Origin of the sequence: Thalassospira lucentensis, from assembly GCF_050516545.1 — a bacterium.
In the GTDB taxonomy this organism is placed as follows: domain Bacteria; phylum Pseudomonadota; class Alphaproteobacteria; order Rhodospirillales; family Thalassospiraceae; genus Thalassospira; species Thalassospira lucentensis_C.
The window spans coordinates 2,881,925-2,898,341 of the sequence record NZ_CP191544.1 but is presented as its reverse complement, the minus strand read 5'-3'; the positions used below and the strand labels follow the sequence as shown (position 1 = coordinate 2,898,341).

General features: G+C 51.4%; 19 protein-coding genes. 15 read left to right on the top strand and 4 right to left on the bottom strand.

Annotated elements, in window-relative coordinates:
• Nucleotides 1-159: 159 nt before the first annotated feature.
• The 9 genes from rpmH (at nucleotide 160) to ftsY (ending at nucleotide 8,100) form a co-directional block, all read left to right on the top strand.
• Nucleotides 160-294: a 50S ribosomal protein L34 gene (rpmH, locus tag ACQ0MK_RS13430; RefSeq protein ID WP_033369208.1), complete on the top strand. Its 135-nt coding sequence runs from the start codon at nucleotides 160-162 to the stop codon at nucleotides 292-294.
• Between the two features lie 4 nt (nucleotides 295-298).
• Nucleotides 299-760 carry a ribonuclease P protein component gene (gene rnpA / locus ACQ0MK_RS13425; protein WP_350042385.1) on the top strand — a complete coding sequence of 154 codons (462 nt, stop codon included), beginning with the start codon at nucleotides 299-301 and terminating at the stop codon, nucleotides 758-760.
• The gene (gene yidD, locus ACQ0MK_RS13420) at nucleotides 757-1,068 is read left to right on the top strand and encodes a membrane protein insertion efficiency factor YidD (protein ID WP_350042386.1); all 312 of its coding nucleotides are present in this window, start codon (nucleotides 757-759) and stop codon (nucleotides 1,066-1,068) included. Before rnpA ends, yidD begins: the two co-directional genes overlap by 4 nt.
• Nucleotides 1,069-1,111: 43 nt before the next feature.
• Nucleotides 1,112-2,824: a membrane protein insertase YidC gene (yidC, locus tag ACQ0MK_RS13415; protein WP_350047815.1), complete on the top strand. Its 1,713-nt coding sequence runs from the start codon at nucleotides 1,112-1,114 to the stop codon at nucleotides 2,822-2,824.
• A gap of 71 nt (nucleotides 2,825-2,895) precedes the next feature.
• Nucleotides 2,896-3,558 (top strand): ribosome biogenesis GTP-binding protein YihA/YsxC, encoded by a 663-nt coding sequence (yihA, locus tag ACQ0MK_RS13410; RefSeq protein ID WP_430473047.1) that lies wholly within the window; start codon nucleotides 2,896-2,898, stop codon nucleotides 3,556-3,558.
• A gap of 36 nt (nucleotides 3,559-3,594) precedes the next feature.
• Nucleotides 3,595-4,524: an acetylglutamate kinase gene (gene argB / locus ACQ0MK_RS13405; protein ID WP_430473046.1), complete on the top strand. Its 930-nt coding sequence runs from the start codon at nucleotides 3,595-3,597 to the stop codon at nucleotides 4,522-4,524.
• A gap of 150 nt (nucleotides 4,525-4,674) precedes the next feature.
• On the top strand, nucleotides 4,675-5,700 hold the full coding sequence (locus tag ACQ0MK_RS13400; protein ID WP_430473045.1) for a GGDEF domain-containing protein: 1,026 nt from the start codon (nucleotides 4,675-4,677) through the stop codon (nucleotides 5,698-5,700).
• 220 nt (nucleotides 5,701-5,920) lie between these two features.
• Nucleotides 5,921-7,168 carry a tRNA (N(6)-L-threonylcarbamoyladenosine(37)-C(2))-methylthiotransferase MtaB gene (mtaB, locus tag ACQ0MK_RS13395; protein WP_430473044.1) on the top strand — a complete coding sequence of 416 codons (1,248 nt, stop codon included), beginning with the start codon at nucleotides 5,921-5,923 and terminating at the stop codon, nucleotides 7,166-7,168.
• Nucleotides 7,165-8,100: a signal recognition particle-docking protein FtsY gene (ftsY, locus tag ACQ0MK_RS13390; RefSeq protein ID WP_430473043.1), complete on the top strand. Its 936-nt coding sequence runs from the start codon at nucleotides 7,165-7,167 to the stop codon at nucleotides 8,098-8,100. The genes mtaB and ftsY overlap by 4 nt, the downstream gene beginning before the upstream one ends.
• A gap of 112 nt (nucleotides 8,101-8,212) precedes the next feature.
• Here ftsY and ACQ0MK_RS13385 read toward each other — a convergent pair whose 3' ends face one another.
• Nucleotides 8,213-8,947 carry an SDR family NAD(P)-dependent oxidoreductase gene (locus ACQ0MK_RS13385; protein WP_430473042.1) on the bottom strand — a complete coding sequence of 245 codons (735 nt, stop codon included), beginning with the start codon at nucleotides 8,945-8,947 and terminating at the stop codon, nucleotides 8,213-8,215.
• Between the two features lie 85 nt (nucleotides 8,948-9,032).
• On the opposite strand from ACQ0MK_RS13385, the gene ACQ0MK_RS13380 reads away from it, so the two are divergent.
• Nucleotides 9,033-9,389, top strand: coding sequence for a winged helix-turn-helix transcriptional regulator (locus ACQ0MK_RS13380; RefSeq protein ID WP_430473041.1), 357 nt, complete (start codon nucleotides 9,033-9,035; stop codon nucleotides 9,387-9,389).
• 69 nt (nucleotides 9,390-9,458) lie between these two features.
• On the opposite strand, the gene ACQ0MK_RS13375 is transcribed toward ACQ0MK_RS13380, so the two are convergent.
• Both ACQ0MK_RS13375 and ACQ0MK_RS13370 read right to left on the bottom strand, forming a co-directional pair.
• The gene (locus tag ACQ0MK_RS13375; protein ID WP_430473040.1) at nucleotides 9,459-10,841 is read right to left on the bottom strand and encodes a diacylglycerol/lipid kinase family protein; all 1,383 of its coding nucleotides are present in this window, start codon (nucleotides 10,839-10,841) and stop codon (nucleotides 9,459-9,461) included.
• 77 nt (nucleotides 10,842-10,918) lie between these two features.
• Nucleotides 10,919-11,422 carry a Dps family protein gene (locus ACQ0MK_RS13370; RefSeq protein WP_430473039.1) on the bottom strand — a complete coding sequence of 168 codons (504 nt, stop codon included), beginning with the start codon at nucleotides 11,420-11,422 and terminating at the stop codon, nucleotides 10,919-10,921.
• Between the two features lie 226 nt (nucleotides 11,423-11,648).
• Here ACQ0MK_RS13370 and ACQ0MK_RS13365 point away from each other — a divergent pair, with 226 nt between their 5' ends.
• Together ACQ0MK_RS13365 and ACQ0MK_RS13360 are read left to right on the top strand one after the other, a co-directional pair.
• Nucleotides 11,649-12,116, top strand: a complete 468-nt coding sequence (locus ACQ0MK_RS13365; RefSeq protein ID WP_430473038.1) for a hypothetical protein — start codon at nucleotides 11,649-11,651, stop codon at nucleotides 12,114-12,116.
• Nucleotides 12,117-12,239: 123 nt separating this feature from the next.
• Complete coding sequence (locus ACQ0MK_RS13360) at nucleotides 12,240-12,824, top strand: YqaA family protein (protein WP_430473037.1); 585 nt, start codon at nucleotides 12,240-12,242, stop codon at nucleotides 12,822-12,824.
• Nucleotides 12,825-12,898: 74 nt separating this feature from the next.
• On the opposite strand, the gene ACQ0MK_RS13355 is transcribed toward ACQ0MK_RS13360, so the two are convergent.
• Complete coding sequence (locus ACQ0MK_RS13355; protein ID WP_430473036.1) at nucleotides 12,899-13,108, bottom strand: hypothetical protein; 210 nt, start codon at nucleotides 13,106-13,108, stop codon at nucleotides 12,899-12,901.
• A 344-nt stretch (nucleotides 13,109-13,452) separates the two neighbouring features.
• Between ACQ0MK_RS13355 and ACQ0MK_RS13350 the strand changes: the two genes are divergently transcribed.
• The 3 genes from ACQ0MK_RS13350 (at nucleotide 13,453) to ACQ0MK_RS13340 (ending at nucleotide 16,217) form a co-directional block, all read left to right on the top strand.
• Nucleotides 13,453-13,980 carry a sigma-70 family RNA polymerase sigma factor gene (locus tag ACQ0MK_RS13350; RefSeq protein ID WP_430473035.1) on the top strand — a complete coding sequence of 176 codons (528 nt, stop codon included), beginning with the start codon at nucleotides 13,453-13,455 and terminating at the stop codon, nucleotides 13,978-13,980.
• Nucleotide 13,981: 1 nt separating this feature from the next.
• Complete coding sequence (locus ACQ0MK_RS13345; RefSeq protein ID WP_430473034.1) at nucleotides 13,982-14,236, top strand: hypothetical protein; 255 nt, start codon at nucleotides 13,982-13,984, stop codon at nucleotides 14,234-14,236.
• Between the two features lie 505 nt (nucleotides 14,237-14,741).
• Nucleotides 14,742-16,217, top strand: a complete 1,476-nt coding sequence (locus tag ACQ0MK_RS13340) for an AMP nucleosidase (RefSeq protein ID WP_350047838.1) — start codon at nucleotides 14,742-14,744, stop codon at nucleotides 16,215-16,217.
• The last annotated feature ends 200 nt before the right edge of the window (nucleotides 16,218-16,417 follow it).

The window sequence follows — 16,417 nt, the reverse complement described above, 5'->3', positions numbered from 1 at the left end:
CGAATTCGCATTTCGGGTGCCGTCGGGACGAAATCCTGACGGCATTGCCGGTTTTCTGGGGGTAAGTGCCTTGTCACGAGTTGACAGCTCAGGTGTGAAGCCCTATACAGCGGACCTCGAATTTAATCGGATTACCTTATTTAGAACGGAGTAAGTGCAGTGAAGCGCACCTACCAGCCTAGCAATCTCGTACGGAAACGCCGTCACGGCTTCCGTTCCCGCAGCGCGACCGTCGGTGGACGCCGTGTGCTTACCGCACGCCGTGCCAAGGGCCGCAAGCGTCTGTCGGCCTAATGTTGTGACCATTTCGGTGGAACGCCTTAAAAAGCGTACGGAATTCCTCCGTGTTGCGGGCACCCGCCGAAAATGGGTTACACAGGGATTGATCCTTCAGGGCGCTCCGCGTCCCGGGATCAAGCCGGATACAGAATACGCCGGTGAAGACCAACTCGTACGAGTCGGATTTACCGTCACCAAGAAGGTGGGAAAGGCCGTCGTCCGCAATCGCGTTCGGCGGCGTTTGCGTGCTGTGGCAGAGCAATTGATGAGCGAACACGCATTGCCCGGTTGGGATTATGTCGTGATCGGTCGCAACCAGACCATCGACCGGCCGTTTGAAAAGCTGATTGATGATATGCGGTTTGCCCTGCGCCGTGTCCCTGATGCCAAGCCGTCTGCACCTGATACACGCCGTTCCCGCAAGGGACACGGTGGGAACCCGTCAGGCGGATCGACGAAGGCAAGAGGCCAAGCCAAATGATTTCTTCCAATCCTGCGCCCGGTCCCCTTGCCCGTCTTCTTCAAATCGCAGTTCGCGGTTACCAGCTCTTTTTATCGCCTTATATCGGGTGGTCATGCCGCTATCAGCCGACCTGTTCGGCTTTTATGATGGAAGCATTGGCTCGTCATGGGGCAATAAAAGGCGGCTGGATGGGAATTAAACGGATAATGCGTTGCCATCCATGGGGTGGTCATGGTTATGATCCCGTGCCCGGATGTGGCTGCGAACAAAACAAAGCGTCGTCGGATGGTGAAAACCGGTCCCCGGCGCTTTCGTCATGTAAATAGAATGCGGTCAGTATTTGCTGACTGAACAAAGCGGAAAGAGGCGATGAACGAACAACGTAACCTGTGGGTGGCAATTGCATCGGCAGTTGTGATTCTTATCGGGTGGCAATTCTTCTTTGCGCCCGAACCTGATATGCAGGTTCGCGAAGCGCAAGTTCGTGAACAGCTTGATGCAAACGGCAGCACTGCGCCGCAAGTATCAACCGGCGGGCCAAGTGTCCCGGGAGGGCAGCTTTCTGTCCCGACGGTCAAACGCGAAGACGCATTGGCGAAATCGCCGCGTATCGTGATCGATACTCCGCGCGTCGAAGGTTCGATTCGCCTTGTTGGTGGTGTCATTGACGATATCCAGCTTCAGGATTATCACGAGACCGAAGAACCCGACAGTCCGCTGATCCATGTTTTGAACCCGACGGGCAGCAGTGATGCCTATTTTGCCGAGTTCGGCTGGGTTGCTGGCGATAAGGGCGTTGCTCTTCCCACCAGCGAGACCCGCTGGACCGCAAGTGGCGAAACACTGACGGCCGATAGCCCGATTACCCTGACTTGGGATAATGGCGCGGGCCTGACCTTTAAACGCGAGATTGCGATTGACGAGAACTACATGTTCACCGTCAACCAGTCGGTTGTGAATAACAGCGGTGGCGACGTCACCCTGTATCCATACGGCCTGATTTCGCGCAAGAACAAGCCGGTGACGGCTGGATTTTACATCCTGCACGAAGGCCCGCTTGGTGTGATCGATGGCACCCTGACCGAGATCGACTATGACGATCTTGCCGATGACGGGGCAATCACAAAGAAAACCACCGGCGGCTGGCTTGGCATTACCGACAAGTATTGGCTGGTTGCGCTGGCACCTTCCTCGGACGAGGAAATGACCACGCGCTTTAGCCATCATGTCGCGGACAATGCCGACAAGTATCAGACCGATTACCTCGGTGCCGCCCGTACCATTGCAAATGGTAGCGAAGGCGTTGCCGAAACCCGTCTGTTTGCCGGTGCAAAGGAAGTAACCCTGCTTGATAGCTATGCAGAGGATTACGGCATCACCAACTTCGATCTCGCGATTGACTTTGGCTGGTTCTACTTCCTGACCAAACCATTCTTCCTGGTTCTGCAGTGGATGTATCATCTGGTTGGCAACTTTGGCGTTGCGATCCTGTTGATCACGGTTGCCGTTAAGGCAATCATGTTCCCGCTGGCGAACAAGTCGTACAAATCCATGAGTGCGATGAAAAAGCTGCAGCCGCAGATCACTGAAATGCGCGAGCAGTTCAAGGATGATCGTCAGCGTCAGCAACAGGAAATGATGGCTCTGTACAAGCGTGAGAAAATCAATCCGGCTTCGGGTTGCTTGCCGATCATTGTACAAATTCCGGTCTTCTTTGCGCTGTATAAAGTTCTGTTTGTCAGCATCGAAATGCGCCATGCGCCGTTCTTTGGCTGGATTCAGGATTTGTCCGCACCGGACCCGACGTCGCTGTTCAATCTGTTTGGTCTGATCCCGTTTGATCCGCCGCAGATGCTGATGATCGGTATTTGGCCGTTGATCATGGGCCTGACCATGTTCCTTCAGCAGAAACTGAACCCGGCACCGGCTGATCCGACCCAGGCAAAGATCATGATGTTCTTGCCATTGATCTTTACCTTTATGCTGGCAAGTTTCCCGGCAGGTCTTGTGATCTATTGGGCCTGGAACAACACGTTGTCGATCCTTCAGCAGCGTTACATCATGTACAAGATGGGGATGTAAATCCCCATCTACCCTTCACGGGTTGATATTTCCTTTGGGGAATATCCCCGTGTTACGGGGAAGGAATAACGATGACAGACGAAATCTTGCCGTCGGTAACTGCGATACCGACATACGAAGCATCCGAAATCGAAGCCGGGCGGAAACTTTTTTCCCGCCCGGTTACGTTTCTTCTTGGTGTGGCTCAGCTTGAACAATTGCCGCCGGAAGACAAAACGGAAATCTGTTTTGCCGGTCGGTCCAATGTGGGCAAATCCAGCCTGATCAATGCGGTCACGGGCCGCAAGGATCTTGCGCGGACGTCCAATACGCCGGGCCGTACCCAGCAGCTTAACTATTTTGATCTTGATGGGGCTTGCCACATTGTCGATTTGCCGGGTTATGGCTTTGCACAAGCGCCCAAAGACATCGTTGAAACGTGGCAAAACCTGATCAAGCAGTATCTGCGTGGACGGGTAACCTTGCGGCGTGTCTTTGTGCTGATCGATTCGAGACATGGCTTTATGAAGGCCGATCTTGAAATGATGAAGGTGCTTGATGAAAGTGCCGTGACCTATCAGGTTGTGCTGACCAAAGCAGATAAGCTAAAAAAGGGACAGCTCGAAAAACGTATCAAGGAAGTGGTTAAAGCACTGGTGAAACATCCAGCCGCCTTGCCAAAAATCTTTGCAACGTCGAGCGAAAAGAATACTGGACTGGGCGAATTGCGCGCCGAGATATCGTCGCTGCTGTAAAATTGCCTGCCTGATGCGTCAATATGGGGAAATAGGATGAACGAAGAAATCCGTTCTGAAGAAGACCAGTCGGAATCCAGCGCGTACCGGACGTTGGCACGCGCAAAAGTTTTGTCCGAGGCGCTTCCCTATATGCGACGATTTAACGGTCAGAAGATCGTGATCAAGTATGGCGGGCATGCGATGGGTGATCCCGAACTGGCGCGTTTGTTTGCTCAGGATGTGGTTCTTTTGAAGCAGGTCGGTATGAACCCGATTGTGGTGCATGGCGGTGGGCCGCAGATTGGCCTGATGCTTAAGCAACTTAACATCCAGTCTGAATTTGTGGATGGCCTTCGGGTGACCGATCAGCAGACCATCGATGTCGTCGAAATGGTGCTGGCGGGCAAAATCAACAAGGAAATCGTTTCGAACATCAATGCGGCTGGTGGTATTGCTGTTGGTCTGTGCGGTAAGGATGCCAATCTTATCACCGCACGCAAGCTGACACGTACCAAACGGGACCCGGAAAGTAATATCGAGAAGGTTCTTGATCTTGGTTTTGTTGGCGAGCCGGTAAACGTCAATCCGCATGTTCTTGATTGCTTTGCGAATACCGACATTATTCCGGTTATTTCGCCAATTGGTGTTGGCGAAGACGGTCAGACATACAATATCAATGCTGATACGGCCGCGGGTGCCATTGCAAAAGCGGTTGGCGCGCGCCGCCTTTATATGCTGACCGACGTAAAAGGTATCCTTGATGCGGACAAGAACCTTGTACGGGATGCTGACACTGACCACATAAATGCAATGATCGCCGATGGTACAATTCAAGGTGGCATGATTCCGAAGACCGAAACCTGTATGGATGCGGTTCAGAACGGGGTTGAAGCTGCTGTTATTGTCGACGGGCGTGCCCCACATGCCGTCTTGCTCGAACTGTTTACCGAGCGCGGTGCCGGGACCATGATTCGCGGAAGCTGATCGTCGAGGACGAACCACCACTTTAGTATAGTTTAGTATGGCGTATATCTGGTTCCGTAAGATAAATTGAGATATGTTGATGCCAATTATAACGCAAAAATCGCGTAATACATTGACTTAACGATCACATTACCAGTTGGAGCACCCGTTGTGACCACGACGGAACAACAGATATCTCGCCATTGGGACTATGCGAACGCTACTCTTAAGGCGTTGCGTGATCGAGGCTTACGTCCGACTCCCGAGCTTTACCATGTGTGGTTCGTCTATTTCGCCGAAGAAAATCCCGAGATATTGCGCGTAATCGATGCCGTACAGGCCAGTGGTGACCACTTGCCTGAAGACACACTTCTGCAGCTTTACTACCGCTATATTTTCGACCGTCAGGCGGCTGATTTCCTTCAGCGCGGTATGGAAGATTTTTCCGAGCTTGTCGAAAATAGCGACGACTGTCTGACCACAGCGCGATCAGGGATGAAAGAGTATGCCGAGTTGCTTGGCCGGTCGTTAAAGACCCTCAAAAAACATGAAAACGTCGGCCCGGTTCTGAGCGAAGTGCTCGAACAGACTGACGAGATGAAGCAGACGATTGAAAACCTGCATAAGCGTCTTGATAGCTATTTGAACCGCGTCACATTGCTACAGCGTGAGCTGGATGAAACCCGTGAACGGTCTTATACGGACGGCCTGACACGTGTATCGAACCGCATGTATTTTGAAGAACAGCTTTCCCTGCTTGCAGCGGAATATGATTCTTCAGAAACGCCGGAAGTGTTCTGCGTGATGATGGTTGATCTTGATCAGTTCAAAGCTGTCAACGATCAGTTTGGTCATCGCATCGGCGATGAAATCCTCGTTCTGATTGCCTCCATGCTCAAAGCCAATATCAAGGGACGCGACATTGTCGCCCGGTATGGTGGCGATGAGTTTGCAATCTTGTTGCCGCAAACACCGCTTTTGGATGCGATGAATCTGGCTGCCGATATGAGCAAGCGTATCGCTGCACGTGAGATCAAAGCAAAAAGCTCTGGTACGTCTTATGGTCAGATGACCATATCTGTTGGTGCTGCCGAATATGTTGCCAATGAAGGCGGGGCCAAATTGATTGACCGTGCCGACAGTGCGCTTTATCGGGCCAAGAAAGACGGTCGCAACCGTCATTTCGCTGCCGAGTAACAGTTGTTTCTACCGCCAATACCGGCAGGTGACATTGTTTTCGCGTCCAATGCATGCGTGCCATGACGGTGCCGGACTTGCATTGAAACGTTCAAAAGCGTATGTAACCAGCGCCCGGCACGGTCACTGACTTTGCCGGGCATTCCGCTCTTGCTGCACCGGAATGCGGGGCGCAGGTGGAATGTTTCCCAAATCCAAGATTGATCGCAGAATGCCGAGCATGAAAGAGCCGCGCGTCGTTACATTTGGTTGTCGCCTTAACACCTATGAATCCGAGGTGATGCGCGATCATGCCAAAAATGCAGGCCTTGATGATGCGATCATTATTAATACCTGTGCGGTTACGACCGAGGCCGAACGTCAGGCACGGCAAAGCATTCGCCGCCTGCGCCGTGAGAACCCGGATGCCAAGATTTTCGTGACCGGCTGTGCGGTGCAGGTCAATCCCGACAAATTCGCCAAAATGGGCGAAATTGATCGCATCTTTGGCAACGATGCCAAGATGAAGGCCGAAACGTTCCTGATGCCGGATCATGAACGTGTTGTCGTCAATGACATCATGTCGGTCGAAGAAACGGCAAGTCATCTTGTTTCCGGGTTTGAGGGCCGTGCGCGCGCCTTTGTTCAGGTTCAGAACGGCTGTGACCATCGCTGTACTTTTTGCATCATCCCGTTTGGTCGCGGCAATTCGCGCAGTGTTCCGATGGGCGAGATCGTTGACCAGGTTCGCGAACTGGTTGCCAATGGCTATGGCGAGGTTGTTCTGACCGGGGTTGATATCACATCCTACGGCCATGATTTGCCGGGCAAGCCGACATTGGGCCAGATGTCGCGCCGGTTGCTTGCACAGGTGCCAGAACTGCCGCGTTTGCGCATTTCATCAATCGATCCGGTTGAAGTCGACGAAGATCTGTTCCGGTTGATTGAAACCGAACCACGTTTGATGCCGCATATGCATATCAGTCTGCAGGCAGGGGATGACATGGTGCTTAAGCGCATGAAGCGCCGCCATTTGCGTCAGGACGTAATTGATTTTTGTAAAAAAGTCCGCGATCTACGCCCCGATGTGACGTTTGGTGCGGATATCATTGCCGGTTTCCCGACGGAAACCGATGAGATGGCCGACAATACCTTGCGTCTGGTTGATGAATGCGGGCTGATTTATTTGCATGTTTTCCCGTATTCTTCCCGTCCGGGAACGCCCGCGGCACGGATGCCACAGGTGCGCAAGGATTTGCGTAAGGAACGCGCATCGGCCCTTCGTGCGGCCGGTGATGTTCAGTTGACCGGTTTCCTTAAATCACGCATCGGCATGACCGAGAATGTGTTGGTTGAAAAGGAAAATACTGGTCATACGGAGCATTTTGCTCCCGTTATGCTTGATCGCGTGATAGAACCGGGCACGATAGCGAAAGCCAAGGTCGTCGGCCTTGAAGATGGAAAACTGATAGCGGAGCTTGTGGGATGAGTGAAGAGGGGAAAACGAGCTGGTTTGCCCGGTTGAAAAACGGGCTGAAACGCTCCTCCTCAAAGCTAACCACCGGGATTGCAGATATCTTCACCAAGCGCCGTCTTGATGACGATGCGCTTGAAGAATTCGAAGATCTTCTTATTACATCGGATTTGGGTGTTACGACTGCTGCTAAACTTAGCGCGGAACTGGCGAAAACCCGCTTCGACAAAGAAGTCGATACGGCGGAAATTCAGGAATTCATTTCTGAAGAAGTCGCCAAAATCCTTGAGCCAGTCGCAAAGCCGCTTGTCATTGATGCAGGCAAGAAACCCCATGTGATTTTGGTGGTAGGTGTCAATGGATCGGGGAAAACCACGACAATTGGCAAACTTGCAAAAACATACAAAGATCAAGGCCTTAAGGTCATGATGGCGGCAGGTGATACGTTCCGTGCCGCAGCGGTCGAACAATTGAAAGTCTGGGGCGATCGTACCGGTTGTCCCGTGATGTCCCGTGATACCGGTGCAGACGCGGCTGGTCTTGCCTTCGATGCAATTGATCAGGCCCAGCGCGAAGGGTATGACCTTTTGCTGATCGATACTGCTGGTCGTTTGCAGAACAAAGCCCATCTGATGGACGAGTTGAAAAAGATCGTTCGGGTGATCAAGAAGCGCGATGAAACGGCACCGCATGACACGCTTTTGGTCCTTGATGCGACCACCGGCCAAAATGCCCATTCACAGGTCGAAACCTTTAGTCAGGCGACGGATGTTTCCGGCCTGATCGTGACCAAGCTTGATGGTACGGCGAAGGGCGGCGTTGTTGTGGCCTTGGCAGAGAAATTTGGCAAACCGGTTCACGCAATCGGGGTTGGTGAGGCGGCAGAAGATTTACGTCCGTTTGACGCCAAATCCTTTGCGCGCAGCTTGGCGGGTCTTGAAGGATAAGACCGCCAAGCCGATTTTGTGTTAAAGATAGTGCGGTCTTGCCGTCTATTGAAGATTATCTAAAATGGACGAGGGCGATTTCCGTCAACGAGAGATCGCCCTTCTATGCGGTTTAAATTTGTGCGTAGCCGCCATCGACGAAGATTTCACTTCCCGTCATGAAGCTGCTGTCGTCAGAGGCGAGAAAAGCAGCAACCGCGGCCGTTTCGGTTGGGTCGCCAACGCGACCAAGCGGGGCACCATTTGCAAGACCTTCTAGAATTTCCGGGTTAAGAAGATCCATCACCTTGTCGGTTTTTGTCGCGCCGGGGCTAAGAACGTTTACCCGGATCGTGGTTCCACGAAGGTCCTGCGCCCAACTGCGGGCCAAATTGCGCACAGCCGCCTTTGAGGCGCTATAAACACTCATCATCGGGGTGCCCATGACGCCGACGGTTGAACCTGTCAGAATGACGGAACTGCCCGGTTTAAGTAGCGGTAGGGCCTTCTGAACCGTGAACAATGTGCCTTTGACGTTGATATCAAAGGTGTAGTCAAAGTGTTTGGATGAAATCTCGCCAAGAGGGACAAGTTCACCAACGCCGGCATTTGCAAACAAGATGTCAAGGTGGCCCTTCTCCGACTTTATCACCGAAAACAGGCGGTCGAGATCATCCTGACTGGTGATGTCAGCCTGAATGCCACGCACATTTGCGCCAATCTCTGCGACTGCTGCATCAATGACGTCTTTGCGACGTCCGGATATGTAAACAAAGGCACCTTCTGCGACGAAACGTTTTGCAGATGCAAGGCCAATGCCGCTTGCGCCACCCGTAATGAGGGCGATCTTTCCTGTAAGTTTGGTCATTTCATTGATCTCCTGAATTGGGGTTGACCAACGATATGTTTGTGCATACTTTTTGACAAGTATGCACCTTTTGGTAAGTAGGGTTATGGCAACATTGAACTCCCCTGTTTCGCCTTTTATCTGCGGTCTTGATGCAGCACTTCGTGTGGTTTCGGGAAAGTGGAAGCCGTTGATATTGTTCTTTCTTGCCAAGGATCCCAAGCGCTATGGCGAGCTTAAGCGGTGTGTGCAGGGGGTGAGCGATAAAATGCTTATTCAGCAGCTCAAAGAACTGGAGTCCGACGGAATTGTGACGCGAATCGACTTTAAGGAAATTCCACCAAGAGTCGTTTACGAGTTGTCACCATTTGGTCTTACGCTGGCCTCGGCATTGGTCCCGCTATGCGAATGGGGGACTGAGCATTCTGATAATATTGAGAAAATTCTCATGCGCCGGGCATAAAGCGCATAGTCTGGATTTTGATTGGCGGGATGAGACACAAAGGCAGCCTCAACCGGCTGCCTTTATGATTTAGAGATCGCCAAGAATGTCGCCAAGCTTTCCCTTGATCCGGGCAATTTCCTGATGAAGGGCGGTCAAGTGGGCCTTGATGTCTTTTGGCAGTGGCTCTGCCGGAATATCGCTTAACTGATCAGCAAGCTGCCCCGCACGGGTTTTGAGGCCGTTTGCAAGGCATATATCGGCATCTTGCAGGAGCCATCCGATCACGCGGTCGCGCAATTCTTCCAGACTGTGCAGGTCAGGATCAGGTGATGCGGCAAGAATCCCGTATGGATGAAGGTCCTGTTCGAGTTGGCGATAGATGTTGCGTAAGGCGCGTGTTCCGTCATGGCACAATGATTTGAGTTCACTATGTTGTGCGACAGGATAAGTGGCCTGCAGCCGTAAAGCGAGGTCAAGCGTACCACGCATGACATCGTTGATCTCGTTTGCATGAACAAGCGTGGCTGTGTGTTCTTCGCCTTGGGTCTGATCCGGTAGGCCGACAAAGCTGTTCGGCGCAAACACCGCCAAGGCACCGGCGCGAATGGAAAATTTGGCGGGAAGTTTGCTGATGATTTCACCATCGGCAAGGATCGGTGCGCCATCTTCGCCGTTAATTGTGATCGCATCACATTCCATGGTCATGGCAAATTCACTGTCATCAACCGATCCAAACAAAAGTTCGGCCGCAACATCAAGCCCGCTTAGCGTATCGACACTGTCGCGAATGGCGAACATATGTAAAAGCCCATCTTCGGGACTTTTCCGTTCACTGGGGCGCAGCCCACCGCCAAAGTAGCGACCGTTGGTTATGGTTAACTGCCGTAGTTTAAGGTTCTGCGGGCTGTTGGTGCCGCATGTGATCGAAAGGTCCATTGGTGCCATTTCATGCCAGCTTTGCCAATTGGCAACGGCATAGCTGATGGCACCAAGATTGCGTTTCAGATCCGGGTTAATGCGTTTACGGGCATCTGCAGGGACGCCGATGCTTGCGGCATTGATAAAGCTTTGATCATTGGCATAGCCGACATCCAGCATCCTGATCTGACCATGAATGGACGCACGTGCTGCATCTATTAAATCATCAGGCAGGGTCAATGTACGGGCAAAGTCATTAGCCGTGCCAAGCGGAATGGGGATCAAGACAGCCTGCTTGGATATCACCGCATCAAGAATGGCATTAATGGTGCCATCACCGCCACCAACGGCGACAATGTCGCCGGGTTTGCTATTGTTTGTGATCTGCTCGCGAATGGTGTTGGGATCATCACACAGGGTGAGTTCCGTTCGATACCCGGCATCCTCAAACACGTCGCGCAATGCCTGTGCGCCATTCTGGCGCCATTCATCAGGCAGCTTTGCCTTGGTCAAAAGCAGACGGACATTACCAGTCAGATCAGAACTTTTCACGGCGTGTACCTTTAAATGAATGAAGGAAGATGGTTTGAACCGGCGCCTGATGGCACCGGTTCAACAAACGGTCCTGGTTATGAAATGGTGGCGCGAAGCATCCATGCGGCTTCTTCGTGCACCCCAATTCGTTCGGTCAGAAGGTCGGCGGTTTTCACGTCATCGACTTCCTCGGCGGCAGAGACACCTTCACGGATCAGGCGGGCCATTTTTTCATGATCTTCGACAAGTTCCTTGATCATATCATTGGCCGGAAGAAGTTTTTCCTGATCAGAAATCACGGAATTTTCCATCATCTCTTTTAGGCCAGTTGGTGCCGCAAAACCGATGGCCCGAATACGTTCTGCCATATCATCGATGGCAACATTAAGGTCTTCATATTCCTCTTCGGTCATTTTGTGCAGGGAATAGAAGGCCGGGCCAACCACGTTCCAGTGAACGCCACGGACTTTGGCATAGAGTACGTGCGAGGATCCAATGATCTGTGTCAGCATCTTGGCCAGTTCGCGGCGATCCTTGCGGTCCATGCCGGTTTCGACGGGAAATTCCTGCGCAACGGTCTGCATATTGCTATGTGCCATGAGTAAACTCCTTTGGTTTTGGTGCGTCTCCAACATGGGCGGCACGTATGTGTCGTGCGGCCTTTTATTTTGTTAGATGGACGCTTTCCCCCGATAACGCCGGTATTCATCAAAAGTTCCACTAAATAAAATGAACACATTTGGAACATTCTTTTGCTGCATCCGTTGTGGATAGTAAGCAGCGTGCAAGTAATTGTACCGCTTTTTGACAAACTAGGAGGTTGTGATGTTGAGCAAGAAGATGTTGATGATTGGTACTGTTGTTGTGTCTATGGTTGGGGCCGTACCGGCCTATGCCGGATCGGCGACGCCAACCGATGCATCCGGCACAATGGCAACCGATGATACGATGAAGTCTGATACGGACAAAATGGGCAATAAAATTTCCGTCCAGTATGAAGAAGCCAAGGACTTCACGTTCGAGCAGAAAGAAGATTTTCTGGCATGGGTTGATGAAAAATCCAGCCAGCTTGGCGAAAAATATGACGAAGTTTCCGCACGTGTCGGAAGTGATAGCGAAGAAGCTGTTGAAGATTTGGCAAGTGCCTGGAATCGCGCAAGCGACGAGCTGAGTATGGCATTCGATAATGCAAAAGATGCATCTGCCGATACTTGGGAAGATGTCAAAGCCAATACAGTGAATGCGCTTGAAGATGCGCAGAAGGCTATCTCGGACAGCGAAACCGTCGAGTAAGACGTCACAACCTGAACTCGGCGGCGTGACGTCCGGGGAAAGCAGCCCGCCCAAAATGGCGGGCTGTTTTTGTTTTACATGCCTGTGATTTACCGTGCACCGGCACAGATAAGCGGAGGAAGAATGACGCAGCAAAGCGTGCCGAAAGGATCGCGTGTGAAGCGGGCTTTGAAAAGTATCCAGGAACGATTGGCGGGACTTGCTGCCGGGCGGCGAGGACTTAGTGGGATTACGGTCGCATCCTTTTTGGAAACCACAATCATCCCAGTGCCAATTGAAATCATCATTGCTCCGATTATGGCTGCTTCGCGGGCGCGGGGCTTCATCATTGCAACAGTTACCTTGATCGGAAGTGTTGCCGGTGCGCTGTCACTTTATCTGCTGGCGTGGACATTATTTGACGATCTTGCACAGCCCTTGATTGATGTGATGGGCTGGCAGGGGAAATTTGATAGTCTGGAAGCGAAATTCGAAGAAGGTGGTTTCTGGGTGGTGTTTGCCATCAGTATTACACCGGTTCCGATGCAGATCGCGGCCCTTGCTGCCGGGGCAGCATCCTATCCGGTTTGGTTGTTCCTGATTGCGATAATGCTTTCCCGGGCGCTGCGATATTACGGATTATGGTTGCTGGTTCTTGGCTTTGGTGCGGGGATTTCGCGAATCTTTGCCGGTGAAAAACCAAAATTAAATCCTGATACACCCCGTTGATGTTCTGATTTTTCGATCAAAAAGACAAAAGGCCCGGCAAATCTGCCGGGCCTTTTGTTTGGTTGTGTGTGGTTTTATTCCGACTCAACCCGGAAATCAGTCGTGCTTTTGCCTTCGGTATCAGGCTCTGCGACGTCTTCGGACACCAAACCGCGGCGGATCAGTTCGCGGATTGCGGCCGCGCGGGTTGGCATACGATGCTCAAAACGCCAATCATCAATAAGCTTCAGCTCCTCATCATCAAGCATGATCTGGAGCTTTTCTGTTCTTTTCGGCGTTACCACGTGGGGATTCCTGTCAATTTCAGGTGTTATTAAAACCGTCTGAAGCCATTGAAAATCAATGCGTTCAAAAATTTTAGAGTAACTTACGTTACCGCCATTTCCTCCATAAAACAACCATCTTGCTCTACTGGTGTATCCGCAGTCTGTGATGGAAGTACTGTAAAGTAATTATAGAATGTACTTAATGTAGAGTGTTGATGTTATCTACAATGTGTCAGATGTGTGTCTTGATAATGTTAAGTATGTTCTGTTTGTTCACTGTATTACCTTAGTTAATCATGCGATTTTACTTTCAATTATATTTTGTTTTGTTACGGTTGGGACATCCGAACAAGGAGGTTGTGATGTCTAAACAAGTGATGAACGAAATCGAAGACCATGTACCCGCGTTGCGCCGCCACGCTTATCGTCTGGCTGGTAGCATGGATCGGGCACAGGATCTGGTTCAGGACACATTGTTGAAAGCCATCAGCAAGAAGGATCAGTTTGAAGAGGGCACCAGCCTTAAAGCTTGGTTGCACCGTATTCTGTTCAACACGTTCATTTCAGGAAAGCGCCGCGAAAAAACACGCGGCCCGCAAGTCGACTGGGATGATTTGGGTGACGTGTATGGTCATGGAAGCAACCAGATGGCGCGTCTGCAGCTTCGTGATGCCGACCGTGTTCTGGATGAACTGCCTGAGCAGGAGCGCCAAGCGATTATGCTGACTGCTGTTGAAGAAGTGTCCTATCAGGATGCGGCGGATCAGATGTCGGTTGAGATCGGTACAGTTAAGTCCCGCGTTGGCCGCGCACGCCGTAAACTGCGTGAATCAGTCGGTCGAATCGAAGCACGGGAGCATGCATCACGTTTCATGTCGGAGGCAGCCTGATATGACCCTTGTTCTTGCAGTATATGGCAAGGAGGACATTCTTTGTTATGTGCGCGGAACACTTGAAGATGACGCAGAAAAACAGGAAATCGAAAGCCTTGTCGAAAGTGACCCGCGTGCTGCCAGTATTGTCTGTAAATTACATTCTATCGAGTTAGGTGACGCATGGGCATTTGATGGCCGCGCCCGGTGCCGACTGGAAAGATTGCAAAGAATTGCCGAAAAATCAGGTGTATTAGCGCAAGCTATGCATTGAGAGAATACAAGATACGCATCAAATAATATTGACTTTGATGACCGGTGGTCAGATACTTGCCTATATCAGGGTTGATCGTCTTTTCCCTCAACGTCTAAGGCCCTTCCCTGAAATTGCCGAAACCGTCCCCCGGTTTCGGCACTTTTTTTGTCTAAATTCCATCGCAGTTGCACTGTGTTAGCTCTCAGTGTTCTTTTGCTGGGACGATGGTTATGGGCAGCATGTCAAAACTGTCATTTTGAATTTTTGAAAATAAATCCGACATATAAGATGTAACCATCTGAAACCGACAGAAAATTGGGCTTGAGGGTCGCATTCATGTTTTTGCATGAACGGGTTTTCACCTTCAGATTGAGAAATTCTGAAAATTTTTCGGTTGTCAGATGGCGGGCGGGCGGTGATAAATCTCTCGCTCCAAGGGCTTTTGTTATTGATCGGGCGCGATTTCGCGCACCTGGATCAGATGAAAGAACCCAAACAACAATAACAAAAAGGAGCATCTATTATGGTTTCAGGAGTCCACGGATCGGTCCGCGATCTGTTTGAATTCACCGATGCTGAACAGGCAATTGCGCGCATCAAAGATATTTATGTGACCGGTGCCCAATCTGTCCAAGAAGCCTTTGAGCGTTTTGGCAAAGGTCAGCAATCATCCCCTGTGCGCGCCTACTACCCGTATCTTGGGATCGAAGTGCCGCCAGAAAAGTTGCATGTCGAAAGCACCTTGTCATTTGGCGCGCCGCGCGACCCGGGTGTGTATGGCACAACACTGACCCGTCCAGACCTGTTTGAAGAATATTACCGTGAGCAAATCCAGCTTTTGCTTAAAAACCATGACGTTCCGGTCGTGGTTGGCGTATCGGACCGTCCGATTCCATTGCCGTTTCTGGTTGAATCGGCAACCGATAGCATTGGGCCTACCGATATACGTCCAATGCAGTTGATCTTTGATATGCCCGATTTGGCACGGACCGATGATGATGTCGCCAATGGTGTTCATTATGGTCACAATGCCAGCCCCGGGCCAAAGCCGCTGTCGCTGTTTTCGGGCGAACGGGTGGATTATTCGTTGGCACGCTTGCGGCATTATACCGCGACAGCGCCGGAACATTTCCAGAAGTTCGTGCTGTTCACCAACTATCAGCGTTACGTCGATGAGTTTATCGAATTCGCCAAAGAACAGCTGGAAGATCCCAAAAGCCCCTATATCGCGTTTGTCGAACCGGGGCCAAAGGTGCATGTCCGTAAAAATCCCCCCAAAGGGTGGAAGAAAATGGGCGAGGCGGTCAAACAACTGCCCCAGATGCCGTCCTATCATTTGATCCGCGAAGACGGCCTTGGTGTGACGCTGGTGAATATTGGTGTTGGCCCGTCAAATGCGAAAACGGCGACGGACCATATAGCCGTGATGCGCCCGCATTGTTGGTTGATGCTGGGCCACTGTGCCGGGCTTCGCCGCAGTCAGCTTCTGGGTGATTATGTTCTGGCCCACGGTTATGTGCGTGATGATCATGTGCTCGATTCCGATCTGCCGTTATGGATACCGGTCCCGCCGATTGCTGAAGTACAGGTTGCCTTGGCTGATTCGGTTGCAAAGATCACCGGTCTTAAAGGCCGCGAGATGAAAGCACGCATGCGGACAGGGACGGTGGCGACCACGGATAACCGGAACTGGGAACTGCGCTATAGCGAATTGTTTGTCCGGCTTAACCAGTCACGGGCGATTGCCGTTGATATGGAAAGTGCGACGATTGCTGCGAACGGTTTCAGGTTCCGTGTGCCTTACGGAACGCTTTTGTGCGTATCGGACAAACCGGTCCATGGGGAGTTGAAGCTGCCGGGCATGGCGAATAACTTCTACCGTCAGCGCATCGGTCAGCATCTTCAGGTTGGTCTCGATACGATTGACACCCTGCGTCAGGACGTCAATCAGCTCCATTCCCGTAAATTGCGTTCTTTGGACGAGCCTGCTTTCCGTTAAATGCATGTCCCGTTTTCGGGCGGGATTTGGCGATATCTTTGCCCCTTGCCATTGGTTGATCACGATGGCAGGGGTTTTGTTATGGTTTAATGACGAATATTTATCCGGTCCGGTTTTGCCTTTGTGCCCATAGTTTGTTTGCGTATGGTCAGAAAAATTGACGCATGCCATCTGATCAAAAGGCCATAAACCGCAATGTC

Coding starts and splice junctions, on each gene's coding strand:
- yihA (WP_430473047.1), top strand. CDS start 2,896: ATGACAGACGAAATCTTGCCGTCGGTAACTGCGATACCGACATACGAA.
- ACQ0MK_RS13385 (WP_430473042.1), bottom strand. CDS start 8,947: ATGACCAAACTTACAGGAAAGATCGCCCTCATTACGGGTGGCGCAAGC.
- ftsY (WP_430473043.1), top strand. CDS start 7,165: ATGAGTGAAGAGGGGAAAACGAGCTGGTTTGCCCGGTTGAAAAACGGG.
- ACQ0MK_RS13345 (WP_430473034.1), top strand. CDS start 13,982: ATGACCCTTGTTCTTGCAGTATATGGCAAGGAGGACATTCTTTGTTAT.
- ACQ0MK_RS13340 (WP_350047838.1), top strand. CDS start 14,742: ATGGTTTCAGGAGTCCACGGATCGGTCCGCGATCTGTTTGAATTCACC.
- mtaB (WP_430473044.1), top strand. CDS start 5,921: ATGAAAGAGCCGCGCGTCGTTACATTTGGTTGTCGCCTTAACACCTAT.
- ACQ0MK_RS13365 (WP_430473038.1), top strand. CDS start 11,649: ATGTTGAGCAAGAAGATGTTGATGATTGGTACTGTTGTTGTGTCTATG.
- ACQ0MK_RS13350 (WP_430473035.1), top strand. CDS start 13,453: ATGTCTAAACAAGTGATGAACGAAATCGAAGACCATGTACCCGCGTTG.
- ACQ0MK_RS13380 (WP_430473041.1), top strand. CDS start 9,033: ATGGCAACATTGAACTCCCCTGTTTCGCCTTTTATCTGCGGTCTTGAT.
- argB (WP_430473046.1), top strand. CDS start 3,595: ATGAACGAAGAAATCCGTTCTGAAGAAGACCAGTCGGAATCCAGCGCG.
- ACQ0MK_RS13370 (WP_430473039.1), bottom strand. CDS start 11,422: ATGGCACATAGCAATATGCAGACCGTTGCGCAGGAATTTCCCGTCGAA.
- yidD (WP_350042386.1), top strand. CDS start 757: ATGATTTCTTCCAATCCTGCGCCCGGTCCCCTTGCCCGTCTTCTTCAA.
- ACQ0MK_RS13360 (WP_430473037.1), top strand. CDS start 12,240: ATGACGCAGCAAAGCGTGCCGAAAGGATCGCGTGTGAAGCGGGCTTTG.
- yidC (WP_350047815.1), top strand. CDS start 1,112: ATGAACGAACAACGTAACCTGTGGGTGGCAATTGCATCGGCAGTTGTG.